This is a genomic window from Marinobacter sp. SS21, from assembly GCF_028369065.1.
Classification (GTDB): Bacteria; Pseudomonadota; Gammaproteobacteria; order Pseudomonadales; family Oleiphilaceae; genus Marinobacter.
Genome location: NZ_JAQNDA010000009.1, coordinates 18,976 through 34,875 on the forward strand (window position 1 = coordinate 18,976; position 15,900 = coordinate 34,875).

Annotated in this window: 11 protein-coding genes; 9 read left to right on the forward strand and 2 right to left on the reverse strand. The window is 57.5% G+C overall.

The features are described from left to right. The first annotated feature begins 28 nt into the window (after positions 1-28). The 3 genes from N6L25_RS12895 to putP all read left to right on the forward strand — a co-directional run bounded on the left by N6L25_RS12895 (position 29) and on the right by putP (position 5,822). Entirely contained in the window at positions 29-874 is an 846-nt protein-coding gene (locus tag N6L25_RS12895) for an AraC family transcriptional regulator (RefSeq protein WP_271981002.1), read from the forward strand. Positions 875-1,065: 191 nt separating this feature from the next. Beyond that, on the forward strand, positions 1,066-4,245 hold the full coding sequence (gene putA, locus N6L25_RS12900; protein ID WP_271981004.1) for a bifunctional proline dehydrogenase/L-glutamate gamma-semialdehyde dehydrogenase PutA: 3,180 nt from the start codon (positions 1,066-1,068) through the stop codon (positions 4,243-4,245). Positions 4,246-4,349: 104 nt separating this feature from the next. Further along, on the forward strand, positions 4,350-5,822 hold the full coding sequence (gene putP, locus N6L25_RS12905; protein WP_442915246.1) for a sodium/proline symporter PutP: 1,473 nt from the start codon (positions 4,350-4,352) through the stop codon (positions 5,820-5,822). Positions 5,823-6,089: 267 nt separating this feature from the next. On the opposite strand, the gene acnB is transcribed toward putP, so the two are convergent. Beyond that, positions 6,090-8,684, reverse strand: a complete 2,595-nt coding sequence (gene acnB, locus N6L25_RS12910) for a bifunctional aconitate hydratase 2/2-methylisocitrate dehydratase (RefSeq protein WP_271981250.1) — start codon at positions 8,682-8,684, stop codon at positions 6,090-6,092. A 382-nt stretch (positions 8,685-9,066) separates the two neighbouring features. On the opposite strand from acnB, the gene N6L25_RS12915 reads away from it, so the two are divergent. Both N6L25_RS12915 and N6L25_RS12920 read left to right on the forward strand, forming a co-directional pair. Beyond that, on the forward strand, positions 9,067-9,675 hold the full coding sequence (locus N6L25_RS12915; protein WP_271981009.1) for a tRNA-(ms[2]io[6]A)-hydroxylase: 609 nt from the start codon (positions 9,067-9,069) through the stop codon (positions 9,673-9,675). A gap of 155 nt (positions 9,676-9,830) precedes the next feature. Beyond that, positions 9,831-10,634 (forward strand): substrate-binding periplasmic protein, encoded by an 804-nt coding sequence (locus N6L25_RS12920; RefSeq protein WP_271981011.1) that lies wholly within the window; start codon positions 9,831-9,833, stop codon positions 10,632-10,634. 59 nt (positions 10,635-10,693) lie between these two features. On the opposite strand, the gene N6L25_RS12925 is transcribed toward N6L25_RS12920, so the two are convergent. Continuing rightward, positions 10,694-11,581, reverse strand: a complete 888-nt coding sequence (locus tag N6L25_RS12925; protein WP_271981012.1) for a LysR family transcriptional regulator — start codon at positions 11,579-11,581, stop codon at positions 10,694-10,696. 114 nt (positions 11,582-11,695) lie between these two features. Here N6L25_RS12925 and N6L25_RS12930 point away from each other — a divergent pair, with 114 nt between their 5' ends. The 4 genes from N6L25_RS12930 (at position 11,696) to N6L25_RS12945 (ending at position 15,899) form a co-directional block, all read left to right on the forward strand. Continuing rightward, the gene (locus N6L25_RS12930; protein WP_271981014.1) at positions 11,696-12,466 is read left to right on the forward strand and encodes a ferredoxin--NADP reductase; all 771 of its coding nucleotides are present in this window, start codon (positions 11,696-11,698) and stop codon (positions 12,464-12,466) included. Positions 12,467-12,723: 257 nt separating this feature from the next. Beyond that, positions 12,724-14,667, forward strand: coding sequence for a hypothetical protein (locus tag N6L25_RS12935; RefSeq protein WP_271981016.1), 1,944 nt, complete (start codon positions 12,724-12,726; stop codon positions 14,665-14,667). Positions 14,668-14,692: 25 nt separating this feature from the next. Beyond that, positions 14,693-15,145 (forward strand): GFA family protein, encoded by a 453-nt coding sequence (locus N6L25_RS12940; protein WP_271981018.1) that lies wholly within the window; start codon positions 14,693-14,695, stop codon positions 15,143-15,145. Then, a complete protein-coding gene (locus N6L25_RS12945; protein ID WP_271981020.1) occupies positions 15,138-15,899 on the forward strand; it encodes a helix-turn-helix domain-containing protein in 762 nt (253 codons plus the stop codon). The genes N6L25_RS12940 and N6L25_RS12945 overlap by 8 nt, the downstream gene beginning before the upstream one ends. Position 15,900: the final 1 nt, after the last annotated feature.

Here is a 15,900-nt window from a genome sequence, read left to right on the forward strand (position 1 = left end):
CCCTGATTTTTCGATCAGATAAGACCCTATGTTAAATGCGCACCTGCTAAAACTGCCGGAAGCGGCTCACCAGCATCGCCACGATTATCACCAGTTGGTGATCGGGGTGCGTGGGCAGGCGGAGCTGAGTGTGGAAGGCAGCGATGCGCGTCTCGACACCTGGAGCGCCTGCCTGTTACCGACCGAAGTTCGCCACGATTACCGGGGAGACCAGCAGAACCATGTACTGGTCATCAACCTCGATCCTTATGTTCCTGCTTTGAATTCCCCGGACCACGCCGAATACGATCAGCTGGCGCCTTTGTTCGAACGGCCCCGAACCGTCAACCTGGATAATAAACTGCAGGGATTGGTGCAGTTCTGTGCGGCGGAGTTTGACCGAACGCCAGATAACGACGGCCTCAGGCGGCATCTCAGTGCGGGTATTCTCCATTGCCTGGCCAATCGGGTGCAGAGCCAAAGCCAGCGGCCACGGAGAAATCGTGCCGGTCTTAGCCCTGACACCATTCGCCGTTACGTTATGGAGAACCTGCACAAAAAAATTACCGTGCAGGATTTGGCCAATGTTGCCTGCTTGAGTGTCAGCCGGTTTCACGAAATTTTCCGCAGTCTGACCGGGGTATCGCCCCATCAATATCTGATTCAGATCCGGCTGGATCAAGCCGTTCAGTTGCTCACCTCAACTCAGTTGTCGGCGACGGAAGTCAGCTATCGTACTGGCTTCTCCAGTCAGAGTGCGCTGACCAACGCTCTGAGAAAGCATCGTGGCACCATTCCATCGCAACTGCGCCATCTCAACAGCGCAGCGTCCGCTCTTCCGCTGGAAATGAGTGCAGTTCTGGAACTATCGGAGGATTTGGCAACTAAATCGTAGGCTTTTGTAAGTTTTGGCCAGGAAACCCGACTACCTTTACGGGCCAGCTGACCTTAAGGTCGAGCTGAACCATGTCAGGGCGTCTGACGGAACAACGCGAGTTTCCTGACTCTCATAGCGAATAACGACAAGGTCGTTACGTCCGCAAGCATCACAGCGGTCTGTGACGTAAAAGCTTCGAGAGGTGTCCCATGTTTGATGCAAGCAAGGTGCTTGAGCCTGCTTTTCAAGAACAGCCCAGGTCTTTTTTTTGGCAGGGCATGGCAGACAACTATGCCGTTGACGAAGCCGCCTACCTGAACGAACTCATTCCGCTGGCCCAAAGCGATGCCGCCGAGCACCGAGAGGTGACGGAGATCGCCACCCGCCTCATCCAGCAGGTTCGTGAACAGGACGACTCGGTGCACATGGTGGACGCCCTGTTGCAGGAGTACAGCCTCGATACCCAGGAAGGCATCTTGCTGATGTGTCTGGCCGAAGCGCTGATGCGCATTCCCGACAAGCGTACTGCCGATGCGCTGATCGAAGACAAGATGTCGGTAGCCGATTGGCAAAAACACCTGGGCCGCAGTGACTCAACACTGGTGAACGCGTCTACCTGGGGATTGATGCTGACCGGTCGGGTGATCAAGATGGATCGGCATCTGGACGGTTCCCCGTCCACTATCTGGAAACAGTTGGTCAAACGTAGCGGAGAGCCGGTGATCCGCAGTGCCATGTATCGAGCCATGGCCATCATGGGCAAGCAGTTCGTGCTGGGGCGAGATATACGCGAAGCTCTCAAGAACGCCCGGGATTACCGCAAAAAAGGCTACACCTATTCTTTCGACATGCTCGGCGAAGCGGCCATGACCCAGCAAGACGCCGCCCGCTATTTGGCCGATTACCTTCAGGCCATCGATACAGTGGGCGACGATCGCACGCCAGCGGGGAATGCGCCGGCACCCTCCATTTCCATCAAACTCTCGGCGCTGCATCCCCGTTACGAAGTGGCCCAGGAACAGCGGGTGCTCACCGAGCTTTACGACACCGTGGTCGGCCTGCTAAAGGCGGCCCGCTCCAAGAACGTCGCCATCACCATCGACGCGGAAGAAATGGACCGGCTGGAACTTTCGCTCAAACTGTTTGAAAAACTTTACACCTCCACGGTGTGCCAGGGCTGGGGAGGGTTTGGGCTCGTTGTGCAGGCCTATTCCAAGCGTGCGCTGCCGGTACTGTGCTGGCTCAACAAACTGGCCAAAGAGCAGGGCGATGAAATTCCGGTACGGCTGGTCAAAGGCGCTTACTGGGATACCGAGATCAAGCTTTGTCAGCAACTGGGGCTTGACGGCTACCCGGTTTTTACCCGCAAGGAGGCCACCGACACGTCCTATCTGGCATGCTTGCGCTTCCTGCTCAGCGACTACACCAGAGGCGCTCTCTACCCCCAACTGGCCAGCCATAACGCCCATACCGTGGCCTCGGTGCTGGCCATGTGCCGGCACAAGGACCGCAAAATTGAGTTCCAGCGCCTGCACGGCATGGGGGATGCGCTCTACAACACGGTACTGGAGCAGCACGACTATCCGGTGCGGATCTATGCGCCGGTCGGGGCGCACAAGGATCTGTTGCCCTATCTGGTGCGACGGTTACTGGAAAACGGCGCCAACTCTTCCTTTGTTCATCGCCTGGTCGATGCGGCCACCCCGGTAGAGGACCTGGTGCGTAATCCGGTGCAGGAACTGCTCAAGTTTGAATCTCTGCCCAATGATCGTATCCCGCTGCCTGCCGGCATCTTTGGCGACAAAAGAAAAAATTCCGGGGGCCTGAATCTTCAAGTCGAAGCCCACCTTGATCCGTTGTTGGCAGCGCTTGGCAAATGGGGCGCTTCCAGTTGGCAGGCCGGACCGCTGGTCAATGGCGAGACCCGCCGTGAGGGAGATCGAAAAGACGTCCTGTCTCCTCATGACCAAACCCAAAGGGTTGGTCAGGTGTTCTGGGCCGGGGAACAGCAGGCGCTGGAGGCCTTGGCGGTGGCGGATAAGGGCTTTCGCGCCTGGAGCGAGCGCCCGGTGGAGGAGCGTGCGCAATGCCTGGAGCGATTTGCCGACCTGCTTGAATCCCATCTTCATGAGTTGATGGCGATCTGCTGCCGCGAGGCCGGCAAAACTATGCAAGACGGCATCGACGAAGTCCGCGAAGCGGTGGACTTCTGTCGTTATTACGCGTCGCAGGGCCGCGCTCGCTTTGGCCAGCCCATCGCCTTGCCCGGGCCGACAGGCGAAAGCAACGAGTTATACATGGAAGGGCGGGGCGTGTTCCTGTGCATTAGTCCGTGGAACTTCCCGCTGGCGATCTTCAGCGGGCAGATCATGGCGGCCCTGGTGGCTGGCAATGCCGTGATCGCCAAGCCCGCGGAACAGACCAGCCTGGTGGCGCACCGGGCCGTCGAGTTGATGCTGGAGGCCGGTTTTCCTGCCGATGCGATCCAGCTGCTGCCCGGAGACGGCGCCACCATCGGCGGCACTCTGGTTCCAGATCCTCGGGTTGCCGGGGTGGCGTTCACCGGCTCCACCCAAACCGCGCACATTCTCAATCGCACCCTGGCCGCACGTGAGGGCGCTATCGTGCCGTTGATTGCCGAAACCGGTGGTCAGAACGCGATGATCGTTGACAGCAGTGCGCTGCCGGAGCAGGTGATCAGAGATGTCTTGCACTCCGCCTTTGCCAGCGCTGGACAGCGCTGTTCGGCCTTGCGGGTGCTCTATGTGCAGCGCGACGTGGCGGATCGGATGGAGGAGCTGCTCGCCGGCGCCATGCAGATGCTGTCGGTGGGTGACCCGGCCCTGCACAGCACGGATGTGGGGCCGGTGATCGACGAGGAGGCCCAGCAAGGACTGCAGCAGCATTTGGCACACCTGGAAAAGACCGGGCGTTACATTGCCCGGGCTCCGATGCCGCCGTCGTGCCAGGCGGGGTTCTTCATTCCGCCGTCGGCCTACGGCATCGACACGATCAAACAGCTTAGCAAGGAAAACTTTGGTCCGATTCTGCACGTGGTGCGTTACGCCGCGCAAGACCTGGACAAGGTGATCGACGAGATCAACGACGCGGGCTACGGCCTGACGTTGGGCATTCACAGTCGGAGCGAAACGACCGCCGCCTATATTGAGCGTCAGGTCAAAGTGGGCAACAGCTACATCAACCGTAACCAGATCGGTGCAGTGGTCGGCGTTCAGCCCTTCGGTGGACGGGGCCTTTCCGGCACCGGACCCAAGGCCGGTGGTCCCCACTATCTGCTGCGGTTTGTGACGGAGCGGGCTCGCTGCATCAATACGACGGCGGTTGGAGGGAACGCGTCATTACTATCACTCGGTATCGAAAAGATTTGATGTCACGGCCCACATGGAAGTGCCGTTCAAGTCTTCTGCACGAATCCGGTACCTCAAACCCATAACAATTAGCGACAACAGCGCACTGGGAGTAAATTCTTATGATTGAAGGCAACTTGGGGGTCAGTTTGACCTTTGTCGTATACATTCTGCTCATGCTCGGGATTGGTTACGTGGCCTATCGCCGTACATCCAATCTGTCCGATTACATCCTGGGTGGTCGTAGTCTGGGGCCCTTGCCGTCTGCCCTGAGTGCAGGCGCGTCCGACATGAGTGGCTGGCTGCTGCTCGGTTTGCCTGGGTACGCTTACGCCGCTGGCTACGAGGCGATCTGGATTGCCGTCGGCCTGCTGGCGGGTACCTGGCTCAACTGGTTGTTCGTGGCCCGTCGGTTACGCACCTATTCGTTGGCCGCAGGGGATTCGCTGACACTGCCATCGTTTTTTGAAAACCGCTTCCACGATACCTCCCGCCTGCTGCGTATCGTGTCAGCCTTCTTCATTCTGCTGTTCTTCCTCTTCTACACCAGCTCCGGCCTGGTTGCCGGTGGCAAGCTGTTTGAAACGGTGTTTGGTCTGGATTACTCCACGGCGGTCATCATTGGTACTCTGGCGGTGGTGTCCTACACCTTTTTTGGCGGCTTCCTGGCGGTGGCCTGGACCGATGTCATCCAGGGCCTGCTGATGTTCGCGGCCTTGTTGCTGGTGCCCATTATCGCTATCAATGCCGATGGCGGCTGGGGCGCTACCAAAGCGGCCATGGAACTGAAAAACCCGGAATTTCTTAATGCCTTGACCAGTGGCGACGGTTCCGCCATGACGGCGATTGCGATTTTGTCGCTGCTTGGCTGGGGGCTGGGCTACTTCGGCCAGCCGCACATCCTGGCCCGCTTCAAGGCCATTCGAAGCGAGCAGGATATTCCCGCTGCCCGTCGTATCGCGGTGATCTGGAGTGGACTGGGGCTGTTCGGCGCGCTGTTGGTGGGTTTTGCCGCCATTGGCTACTTTGAGACTCCGCTGGACGACGGTGAACGCTCCTTCATCCTGCTGGTGGACGCGCTGTTCCATCCGGTGATTGCCGGCATTCTGTTGGCGGCGATTCTTGCGGCCATCATGAGTACCGCAGACTCCCAGTTGTTGGTGTCGTCGTCTGCGCTGGCGGAGGACTTCTATAAGGCGCTGTTCCGCCGTGAGGCGTCCCAGGGTGAGCTGGTCTGGGTAGGCCGTCTGGCCGTGGTGGGCATTGCGGTGGTGGCTTGTATTCTGGCGTTCGATCCCGACAGCCAGGTGCTGGAGTTGGTCTCCTACGCCTGGGCGGGCTTCGGTGCTGCTTTCGGCCCAGCGTTGATCCTGTCCCTGTACTGGAAGCGTATGACCCGTGCCGGTGCGGTTGCCGGTATCGTTGTGGGCGGCGCCACGGTGGTGGTCTGGGGCAACCTGTCCGGTGGTATCCTGGATCTGTACGAGATCATTCCTGGCTTCATCCTGGCAACCATCGCCATCGTTCTGGTGTCTCTGGCCGGTGCGGAGCCGACGAAGGACGTACAGGATGGCTTCGACCGGGCGATGGGCTCCTGATAGGCTGCGGCAGCATCAGGTGCTGAAAACGTTTTGAAAACGATTTAAGAACGTTCGAAAGACGTTTTAATAGATAGTGAAAAGGTGCCTTCCGGGGCACCTTTTTTCGTATCTGGCTTTCATGCCTGTTGATTGCCTGCCCGGTGTTCAACACGGTCAGGGCAGGGGCCATGGCTCGGTCGTGGGTCCGTGCCATGGAACACGGCATAAAAAAACGCCAGCCCGAAGGCTGGCGTTTCCGGTCAACTAACCGGTTGGCCCGGAAGCTCAGCTAGCGCTGGCTTCGGCGGCTTTCTTGGTGTAGTCGTCCATCTTGTCGAAGTTGAGATACTTGTAGATCTCGCCCGACATGCTGTTCAGGTCCTTGGCGTACTCCATGTACTCCTCGGTGCTCGGCAATTTGCCGAGAACCGCGCCCACAGCCGCCAGTTCGGCAGAGGTCAGGTACACGTTGGCGCCATCACCCAGGCGGTTCGGGAAGTTCCGGGTGGAGGTGGACAGCACGGTGGATTGAGGCGCTACGCGAGCCTGGTTACCCATGCACAGAGAGCAGCCTGGCATCTCGGTGCGTACACCGGCGGTGCCGTAGGTGTTGAAGTAACCTTCTTCCATCAGCTGAGCCTGGTCCATCTTGGTCGGCGGAGACATCCACAGACGGGTGCTCAGCGGGCCCTTGTGCTGTTCCAGCAGCTTACCGGCGGCACGGAAGTGGCCGATGTTGGTCATGCAGGAGCCGATGAACACTTCGTCCACCTTGTCACCAGCCACTTCGGACAGGACCTTGGCGTCGTCCGGGTCGTTCGGGCAGCAAACGATCGGCTCTTTGATGTCGGCCAGATCGATTTCGATGACATGGGCGTATTCAGCGTCTTTGTCAGCACGCATCAGGCTCGGGTTAGCCAGCCACTCTTCCATCTGCTGAGCGCGACGCTCCAGGGTACGCGGATCGCCGTAACCTTCGGCAATCATCCAGCGCAGCATGACGATGTTGGAGCGCAGGTACTCGGCAACCGAATCTTCAGACAGGGTTACGGTACAGCCGGCAGCGGAACGCTCAGCGGAAGCGTCAGACAGTTCGAACGCCTGCTCGACGGTCAGGTGCTCAAGGCCTTCGATCTCCAGGATACGACCGGAGAATTCGTTGATCTTGCCTTTCTTCTCAACGGTCAGGATGCCCTGCTTGATGCCGTACAGCGGAATGGCGTGAACCAGGTCGCGCAGGGTGATGCCCGGCTGCATTTCGCCTTTAAAGCGAACCAGTACGGACTCAGGCATATCCAGCGGCATAACACCGGTGGCCGCGGCGAACGCAACCAGACCGGAACCGGCCGGGAAGGAGATGCCCATCGGGAAACGGGTGTGGGAGTCACCACCGGTACCAACGGTGTCCGGCAGCAGCATGCGGTTCAGCCAGGAGTGGATGATGCCGTCACCCGGACGCAGGGCGACGCCGCCGCGGGTCTGGATGAAGTCAGGCATGGTGTGCTGCATTTCAACGTCAACCGGCTTCGGATAAGCGGCGGTGTGACAGAAGGACTGCATGACCAGGTCGGCCTGGAAGCCCAGACACGCCAGATCTTTCAGCTCGTCACGGGTCATCGGACCGGTGGTGTCCTGGGAGCCAACAGTGGTCATCTTGGGCTCGCAGTAGGTGCCCGGACGAACGCCTTGGCCTTCTTCCAGGCCACACGCCTTGCCCACCATCTTCTGGGCCAGGGAGAAGCCCTTGGTGCCGGCTTCCGGATCAACCGGCAGACGGAAGATGTCGGTAGCGCCCAGACCCAGAGCTTCACGGGCCTTGTTGGTCAGGCCACGACCGATGATCAGCGGGATACGACCGCCGGCCTGAACTTCGTCCAGGATCACGTCGGACTTGAACTTGTACTCGGAGATAACGTCGCCGGCTTCGTTCAGGATCTTGCCGTCGTACGGACGAATCTCGATCACGTCGCCCATGTTCATGTTGTCAACGGGCGCTTCGAATACCAGGGCACCCGCGTCTTCCATGGTGTTGAAGAAGATCGGGGCAACCTTGGAGCCGATGCACACACCGCCGCCGCGCTTGTTCGGTACGCCAGGCAGGTCTTCGCCGAAGAACCACAGTACGGAGTTGGTGGCAGACTTACGGGAAGAACCGGTACCAACCACGTCACCAACAAAGGCAACCGGCAGGCCCTTGGCCTTGATTTCTTCGATCTGGCTCATGGGGCCAGTCACGCCGTGCTCTTCCGGGGTCAGACCATCACGGGTCATCTTGTAGGCTGCACGGGCGTGCAGTGGGATGTCTGGACGGGACCAGGCATCAGGAGCCGGGGACAGGTCGTCGGTGTTGGTTTCACCAGTCACCTTGAACACGACCATTTTCATGCTTTCAGCAACTTTGTTCTTGCTGGTGAACCACTCGGCGTTGGCCCAGGATTCCATGATGCCTTTGGCCACGGCATTGCCGGCGTCCATTTTTTCCTTCACATCGTTGAAGGCGTCAAACATCAGCAGGGTCTTTTTCAGCTGCTCACCGGCCAGCTCGGCCAGTTCGGCGCTGTCCAGCAGCTCGACCAGAGTGGCGATGTTGTAACCGCCCTGCATCATGCCCAGCAACTGGACCGCTTTGGGCTTGTCGACCAGCGAAGAGGAGGTTTCGTCCTTGACGATCGCGGTCAGGAACGCAGCCTTCACGTATGCAGCTTCGTCAACGCCCGGCGGAATACGGTTCTCAAGCAAATCAACCAGTGTTTCTTCCTCGCCGGCAGGCGGGTTCTTCAGCAGCTCAACCAGAGCTGCGGTCTGCTCAGCATTCAGGGGCTTGGGGGGAATGCCCAGAGCCGCGCGTTCTGCAACGTGTTCACGATAGGCTTCTAACACGATATGGACCCTCATCAGTTGGAATGTCCCGCGCTTATGGCGTCATTGCCTGGCGGAAGTTTTATGGCGAAAAGGCTATTGGAGCCTCGGAGCCGCTACGGGAGCGTCTCAGGCTCTGAACGCCCAAACGGGCAAGCCCTCAAGCATACATCTGCGGCGACACGGATCTCGTCAAGGACAGCAGCCATTGGCGGCGCCTGCGCCTTGCACCTGCATGCTTCAGGACTCGCGGAAACGCTCCGGGAGCCACGCAGAGGCTCCCTAACTGGCGCTGCATTCTATAGGAATCCATGGCAAAAGTTAAGCTGGACGGTGGTCGGACGGCCTTTGTCAATCGTGTATAATCGCGCCCCCAACGACTTTTGACGGTTATTCCAAGCCCATGACTGCCGCCCTCGACGCCATCCACAATTTCCTGCCGTGCCGAACACCGGAGCGCTGGATCGAGAACGCCCTGGCCAATCAGGAGCTGATGCTGATTGACCATGCCCATTGCGAGAAGAAGGCCGCCTCTACCGCGTTGAGTCTGATGTACCGCTATGTCGATAACGTGGATCTGCTCAACAAGATGTCGCGCCTGGCCCGGGAGGAATTACGGCATTTTGAACAAGTACTGGCGATCATGAAGAAGCGGGGGGTGGCATACGACCACCTGACCCCAGCCCGCTACGCCGCCGGCTTGCGGAAGGAAGTACGAAGCGAGGATCCAGGGCGGTTGGTGGACGTGCTCATCGTCGGCGCCATTATCGAAGCCCGCTCTTGCGAGCGCTTCGCGGCACTGGCGCCGCATCTGGACGACAAGCTGGCGGAGTTCTACAACAGCCTGCTCAAATCCGAGGCTCGGCATTACCAGGATTACCTCACCCTGGCCGAACAGGCGGCTGGTGCTAGCATTGACGAACGGGTAGCCACTTTTTTGGCGCTTGAGCAGCGCCTGATCGAGACCCCGGACGTTGAGTTCCGCTTCCATAGTGGTCCGGTCATGGCTTGATGCGGTCATCGACGCTTCCTCCCCGTAGTGGTGTGCCGGAACTGGAGGCGACTCCAGGGCGGCGGTCCAATTACTGCCAAATCTGATATATTTCCTTCATCTACTACCTTGGTTGTACGAGCCGTACAGCGGCCCGGGAACAGGATGAAAGACCTATGAATTTCAGGTGGTTGGTCGGGCTGGTGCTTTTGGGGCTCCCGTTAGCGCCGGCCTGGGCGGAGTGTTCCAAGACCCTGGTCGTCAACCAGGCGGCCTGGCAGCCGTATATGTACCGTACTGCCGAAGGGGACATGGCCGGCCTGGACTATGAGCTGGTCAGGCATATCCTCGAGCTGGCTGGGTGCGGCTACCACTTTGTAGAGTACCCCTCAAAACGGGCGCTGGTGGGCATCGAACGGGGCGAGATCGATCTGGTGGCCGGCGCATCGATCACACCGGCTCGTCAGGTGTATGGTCGTTTTACCCGTAGCTATCGGGAAGAGCGCATGGTGCTGTTAACACGGCGGGAAGACCGGGGGCGATACCCGGCCACCAGCCTCGCTCAGTTCATGTCGCGGTACGATGTTGCCATTGGCGCGGTCAACGGGGGCTACTACGGGGAAGAATTCCGAGACCTGGATCATAGTGCCCTGCAGCGGAGTAATCGGCTGTTTCTGGCCAGCGATAATGAACGTTTGCTCAGAATGCTCATGCTGGATCGTATCGATGCCGTTGTTGGTGATGTGGTCAGTCTCCATGTCACAGCGGAGTCACTGGCGATGGCCGATCAGATTTCGGTCCATGAGCACACTCTGAACGCCGATGTGGTGCATTTTCTGTTGAGCAAGAAATCGACCACTCAATCCGATCTGGATGCCATCAACACGGCGATCGAGGCCTTTGTGGCGACCGATGAATACACCGCGCTGCTGGAACGTTTCGGGTTTGAGCCCAGTAAGGTGATGGGGAGTTGGCGCTAGGCCGTTATGGGCCGGTCACAGCCGGCCCTGGTTAGGCGCCGGCACGGTGTCGTGGCCGCTCAGGATTCCAGTTCCCGACACAGCGCCATCCAACGGTCGATTCCGGCGCTTCGATACTTCTGTTTGTGTAGGATAAAGTAAAATTGGCGGTCGAAGCGACGGTAATCCGGCACCTCCAAAGGCACCAGGTTGCCGCGCCGGAAGGCATCCTCAAGGCAAACCCTGGATAGACACCCAATACCCAGCCCTGTTTCCACCGCGCGCTTGATGGCTTCGGTGTGTTCCAGCTCCAGCAAGATTTTCATCTCCGGAAGGATGCCGTGCATGCCTCGCTCCACAGTCTGGCGGGTGCCGGAGCCGGGCTCCCTCATGATCCAGGTGGCTTCCTTGAGATCCTGGTCGGAGAGGCTGCCTTTCTTGGCGAGCGGGTGGCTCGGCGCGCAGAACACCACCAGTTCGTCCGCCAGCCAGGGAATGACTTCCAGTTCCGGCGATTGCAGTTCACCTTCGATCAGCCCGATATCCAGCTCGAAATCGATGACCCGCTGGGCAATGGTGCGAGTGTTGGCCACTTCCAACGAAACCCGGGGTTGGGTTTCCGACTTCATATACTGAGCCATGATGCCTACGGCGAGGTAATTGCCGATGGTGAGGGTGGCGCCCACTTTCAAGGCGCCCACTTCGGTATGCTTTGCCAATGCCTGTTCCAGTTCACGGGCTTGGGCCAGCAGAAACTCGACCTTGGGGCGATAGAGCCGGCCCAGTTCGTTCAGCTGAAGCCGTTTGCCAACCCGATCAAACAGCTGGATGTCGAACTGGCTTTCCAGTTCTTTGAGCGCACTGCTGGCCGCGGACTGGGACATGGACAGGGATTCTGCTGCCTTGGTGATGTTCTGGAAGTGTGCGGCGGCCAGGAAAACCTCAAGTTGGCGAAAGCTGTATCGCATAATCGAAAAATCCGAATAAGGTTATGAAAATATCCCATTTCATCGATAGGTTAACCTTGGGTTAGTATGGATGCAATGATGATTTGATAACCATTTACGATTACGGGCGAGACGATGAGCAACTTGATGAAAGAAACCGTGACCAGCGTCCATCACTGGAACGAGACTCTGTTTAGCTTCAAGACCAGCAGGGACCCGGGTTTCCGGTTCAAGAACGGCCACTTCGTCATGATTGGCCTGGAAACCGACGGAAAACCGCTGATGCGTGCATACAGCATCGCCAGTGCCAACTATGAAGAAGAACTGGAATTCTTCTCCATCAAGGTGCAGGACGGCCCGTTGACCTCCCGGCTCCAGAAAATCCAGGTGGGAGACGAGATTCTGGTGAGCCGTAAACCCACCGGCACCCTGGTTCTCGACAATCTGTTGCCGGGCAAAAACCTGTGGTTGATTTCTACCGGCACCGGGCTGGCTCCGTTTATGAGCATTATCAAGGACCCGGAAGTCTATGATGCCTTTGACAAGGTTATCCTGACCCACGGTGTCCGTTACACCAGTGAGCTGGCCTACCAGCAGGAAATTACCGACCTGCCGGATAACGAATTTTTTGGTGAGATGGTGCAGGGCAAGCTGCTGTATTACCCAACCGTTACGCGGGAAGATTTCCGAAACCAGGGGCGGCTCACCGATGCCATGGAAAATGGCAAGCTGACCCGTGACCTGGGTCTGCCGGAACTCGACCCGGAAAATGACCGCTTCATGATCTGTGGCAGCCCCAGCATGCTCAAGGATACCTGTGCCATCCTCAACGCCAAGGGCTTCACCGAGGCGCGCCAAGGTAACGTTGGCCACTATGTCATCGAGCGGGCCTTCGTCGAGCAGTAACCCGCTGACCTGCGTCCACCGCCTTAGCAAAGAGAACCCCGGAGTGATGAGCTCTGGGGTTTTCTTTTTGTGCTTCAACGTGTTTTACCTTCGACCCTCACCTAATCCAGCTTTTTATAACAACTACTTTCGTCAATAAGTTAGCTTTTAAACTGAAGATCGATTGAACTAGTATTGCTCACGTGAAAGCGTGTCATGGGTCTGGAGACTCCTGGCCGGTTTCTGTTGTAACTTAACTGCCAAGGAAGGAGAGGGTGTTGGCCAAAATATTAGCAGCTGCCTGGTTAGGGTTGTGTGTTCTGGGACTCGGGCTTCTGGGGAATGGGGTCTATTCAGTAACCCAGAATCCCGTTTGGATTCTTGATTACCAGAACCGAGACTTGCGTGCTTCAGCCATACAGCCGGTCTCGGGTATTGAGGGCCAGCAATGGTTGTTGTTGTTGCAAAAGCGGCAGTATGGATCCTTGACTGGGCAGTTGGATGCTCTGTTGGATGACGGATCTGATGCGGCGAAAACTGCGATTCGTTTTGCCTTGACGGCGATCCGGCGCCCGGAAATAGACCTTTTACCTTTGCTTGACGGATGGGTCGATCAATTCCCTGGCCATCCGTTGCCCTACCTGTTTCGTGCCTCTTATCTGATAAACCTCGGACTCAATGCCCGCGGCAATGACGTGATTAACAGAACCTCCTGGTGGTCAAGACAGCGTATGGCGTTGTACTTGGGATGGGCCAAAACAGATCTCGAATTTGTGACCCAACTTGATGACGAACTGGTTCAGCCCTATGAAATGGGGCTGGAAATTGCCATGAGAATGGATGGTCCACAAGAGCGTAAGCGTCTGTTTGAGGAGGGCCTGAACCGTGATCCGGGCAGCTACTTCCTTCATGAAACGTACCTTCATTCATTGGAAACCAGTTGGGGTGGCGCCCCAGGGCAGACCGATAGCTTTCTCCGGCATGTTGATGGCAAGGCGCTACGATATCCGTCGCTCTCTGCGCTGGCAGTATATTGGCAACTTCAACTGTTGAACCGACGAGGTGAAAACCCTTGTGATCACTTGTCGGAATATATGAGGGCGTATCAGGACGTTGGCAACGGCTATACCAGCTACCAGCTCGGCAAAGCATACAGCTGTGGTAGCTACCTGGTCGATGCCAGAGAATACCTGCGCGAAGCGGTAAGACTGAATCCTTACAATGTAACTGGCTGGCGATTGTCGGGGTTGATTGAAAAGACTCTGGGTAACACCGCCGAGGGCGAAAGGGCTATGGCTATCGCTCTGGCGCTTAACCCACTGGATGCTGAAGCGCGGGCCCAACTGGGTAGGCTAGCGTTGGAGCAGGGCCAGTATCAAGCAGCACTGGACTATTACCAGCGGGCTGCCGAGCTCGGAGATCGCCGTCGGTATAGTGATTATGCCCACTTGGCGGAGCTCTTTCTGTGGGCTCCCGATGATCCTCATACGCTTGTCTTGTCAGAAAGTATTTTTGGGCCTCCTCAAAGCGAAACGACCTTTTTACGTGGAAAGCCAGTTGGCGAGGCAACCCATTTTGATCAATTCGGCAGCCCTGTTGAGCTATGGGAATACAAAGAAGGCGAGGTCATTGCGAAACGAGGCTTGTATCCCGATGGTTCTGTTTACTATGAGTATTCCGTTGCCAGGGGAATGTATGAAGGGGCGTACCTGGAATTCGGACCCAGTGGTAATGTCATCGGTCGCGGCCAGATGCACGAGGGATGGTATGACGGCGCCTTAGAGAGCTATTTTTCGAATGGGAACCTGATTCTTAGGCAAGCCTATGACCGAGGTCAGGTCTTTGGTGATCCGGAAATTGGTGTTCCTGCTTTCAGGGCTCATGGGATGTTGGGGGCCGTGATTGCCAGTGGGGCACTGTCGCCACGAAATATGCCATTGGACAGTCGAAGTGAATTTTCGATATCTGGTGACAGTGCTTTCAACTTGGTTAGCTTCTTATCGGATATTCCACAGGGAACCTATCAAATAGAGTTCTCCATCAAAGACCAGTCTGGTCAAAGCAAGGCCTTTTACCGTGAGGACTCGGCGTCTCTGAGCGGGTTTTTTCACGGTTTCCTGACCTATACCCCGCAGAAGGGAGATAGACCTGGAACATGGCAGGGTGAGGTTAAGGTCAACAATTTACCGATCGCGAATGTCGAATTCGAGGTAGTCCGTTAGTTATCAGAGCAGGTTGGCCACCCGCATGCTGGTGGCATGTGCTCTTTTGCAGGTAATAGGAAAAGACAGGAGGGCTGTTGTGGCTCATCAGGGAAGTTGTCTGTGTGGCGGTGTGCGGTATGAAATTAATGGGGAGCTGACCGACGTATTGAACTGCCATTGCTCCATGTGCCGCAAGTTACACGCATCCGCTTTCCGCACTCGAGCCAGAGTTCGCGCTCAGGACTGGGCAACCCTGCAGGGGCACGCGCTGATTCGGTTCTACGAGTCATCTCCTGGGGAGCACAAGAGTTTTTGTTCCAACTGCGGTTCCAGTCTGTATACGCGCTTTGATCGGTTCCCGGATATTCTAGGGTTCCCGCTGGGGACGCTCGACACTGACCCTGGTGTGAAGGCTGCGCGGCACGTGTTTGTGGGTAGCAAGGCGCCTTGGCATGATATTCAAGATGACTTACCGCAATCCCAGGAATATGACTAAGCGGAAGGGGCGAACACCGTTCGTACATCTCCAGCCCGGCATGTTGCTGGTGGTTGGAGGGGCGTTGGATGCTGACGTTCATGCCCACCATGCGATCCAGGTGGTCTGGCCGGTCGAACGGTGCGAGATGACGATTGACGGTCAGCTTGAGACCGGACCGGTTATCGTAGCTTCTGGCGTTCCCCATTGCCTGAAGATGCAGCAAGGGCTGGTCATTTTGCTGGAGCCGCAATCTGACTGGGGTGAGCTGTTGGCTGACACCCTCGCCGGACATCGCTGTCGGGTTGTTGAAGGGTTGCCGGCTTTGACTGAACTGGTCGAATCTAAGGGCGCTATACAGCGGGTTTTACCGCGCCTGGCCCAGGTGTTGGGGAAGGCAAGTCCACAGGTTAGCGGCGATGTTAGCAGCACCATCGGGGATGATCGGATTGCTCGCCTGTTGTCGTCGCTGGATGCCTGCTTTATGGATCACTGCCTTAAGCCGGACCATTGGCGGGCTTCGGAGGTGGCGACATCGCTGAGCCTGTCGGAAGGGCGTTTTCTGCACTTGTTCCGTGAGCAGATGGGGATTGCCTGGCGGCCTTACCTACTTTGGCGAAGGCTGTTGTGTGCCGTCAATGGAATGAGCAAAGGTATGTCCGCCACTCAGGCTGCCCATGAAGCGGGCTTCTCCGACAGTGCCCATCTGAGCCGAACGTTCCGAAGTAACTTTGGCATGTCCATCCGGGAAGCGATGGCGGTTTTTGATCGATAGC

What these genes read in the sequence shown, in the direction of transcription:
- putA (WP_271981004.1), top strand. Translation starts at nt 1,066, where the DNA reads ATGTTTGATGCAAGCAAGGTGCTTGAGCCTGCTTTTCAAGAACAGCCC.
- N6L25_RS12915 (WP_271981009.1), top strand. Translation starts at nt 9,067, where the DNA reads ATGACTGCCGCCCTCGACGCCATCCACAATTTCCTGCCGTGCCGAACA.
- N6L25_RS12920 (WP_271981011.1), top strand. Translation starts at nt 9,831, where the DNA reads ATGAATTTCAGGTGGTTGGTCGGGCTGGTGCTTTTGGGGCTCCCGTTA.
- N6L25_RS12930 (WP_271981014.1), top strand. Translation starts at nt 11,696, where the DNA reads ATGAGCAACTTGATGAAAGAAACCGTGACCAGCGTCCATCACTGGAAC.
- N6L25_RS12945 (WP_271981020.1), top strand. Translation starts at nt 15,138, where the DNA reads ATGACTAAGCGGAAGGGGCGAACACCGTTCGTACATCTCCAGCCCGGC.
- N6L25_RS12925 (WP_271981012.1), bottom strand. Translation starts at nt 11,581, where the DNA reads ATGCGATACAGCTTTCGCCAACTTGAGGTTTTCCTGGCCGCCGCACAC.
- N6L25_RS12895 (WP_271981002.1), top strand. Translation starts at nt 29, where the DNA reads ATGTTAAATGCGCACCTGCTAAAACTGCCGGAAGCGGCTCACCAGCAT.
- N6L25_RS12940 (WP_271981018.1), top strand. Translation starts at nt 14,693, where the DNA reads ATGCTGGTGGCATGTGCTCTTTTGCAGGTAATAGGAAAAGACAGGAGG.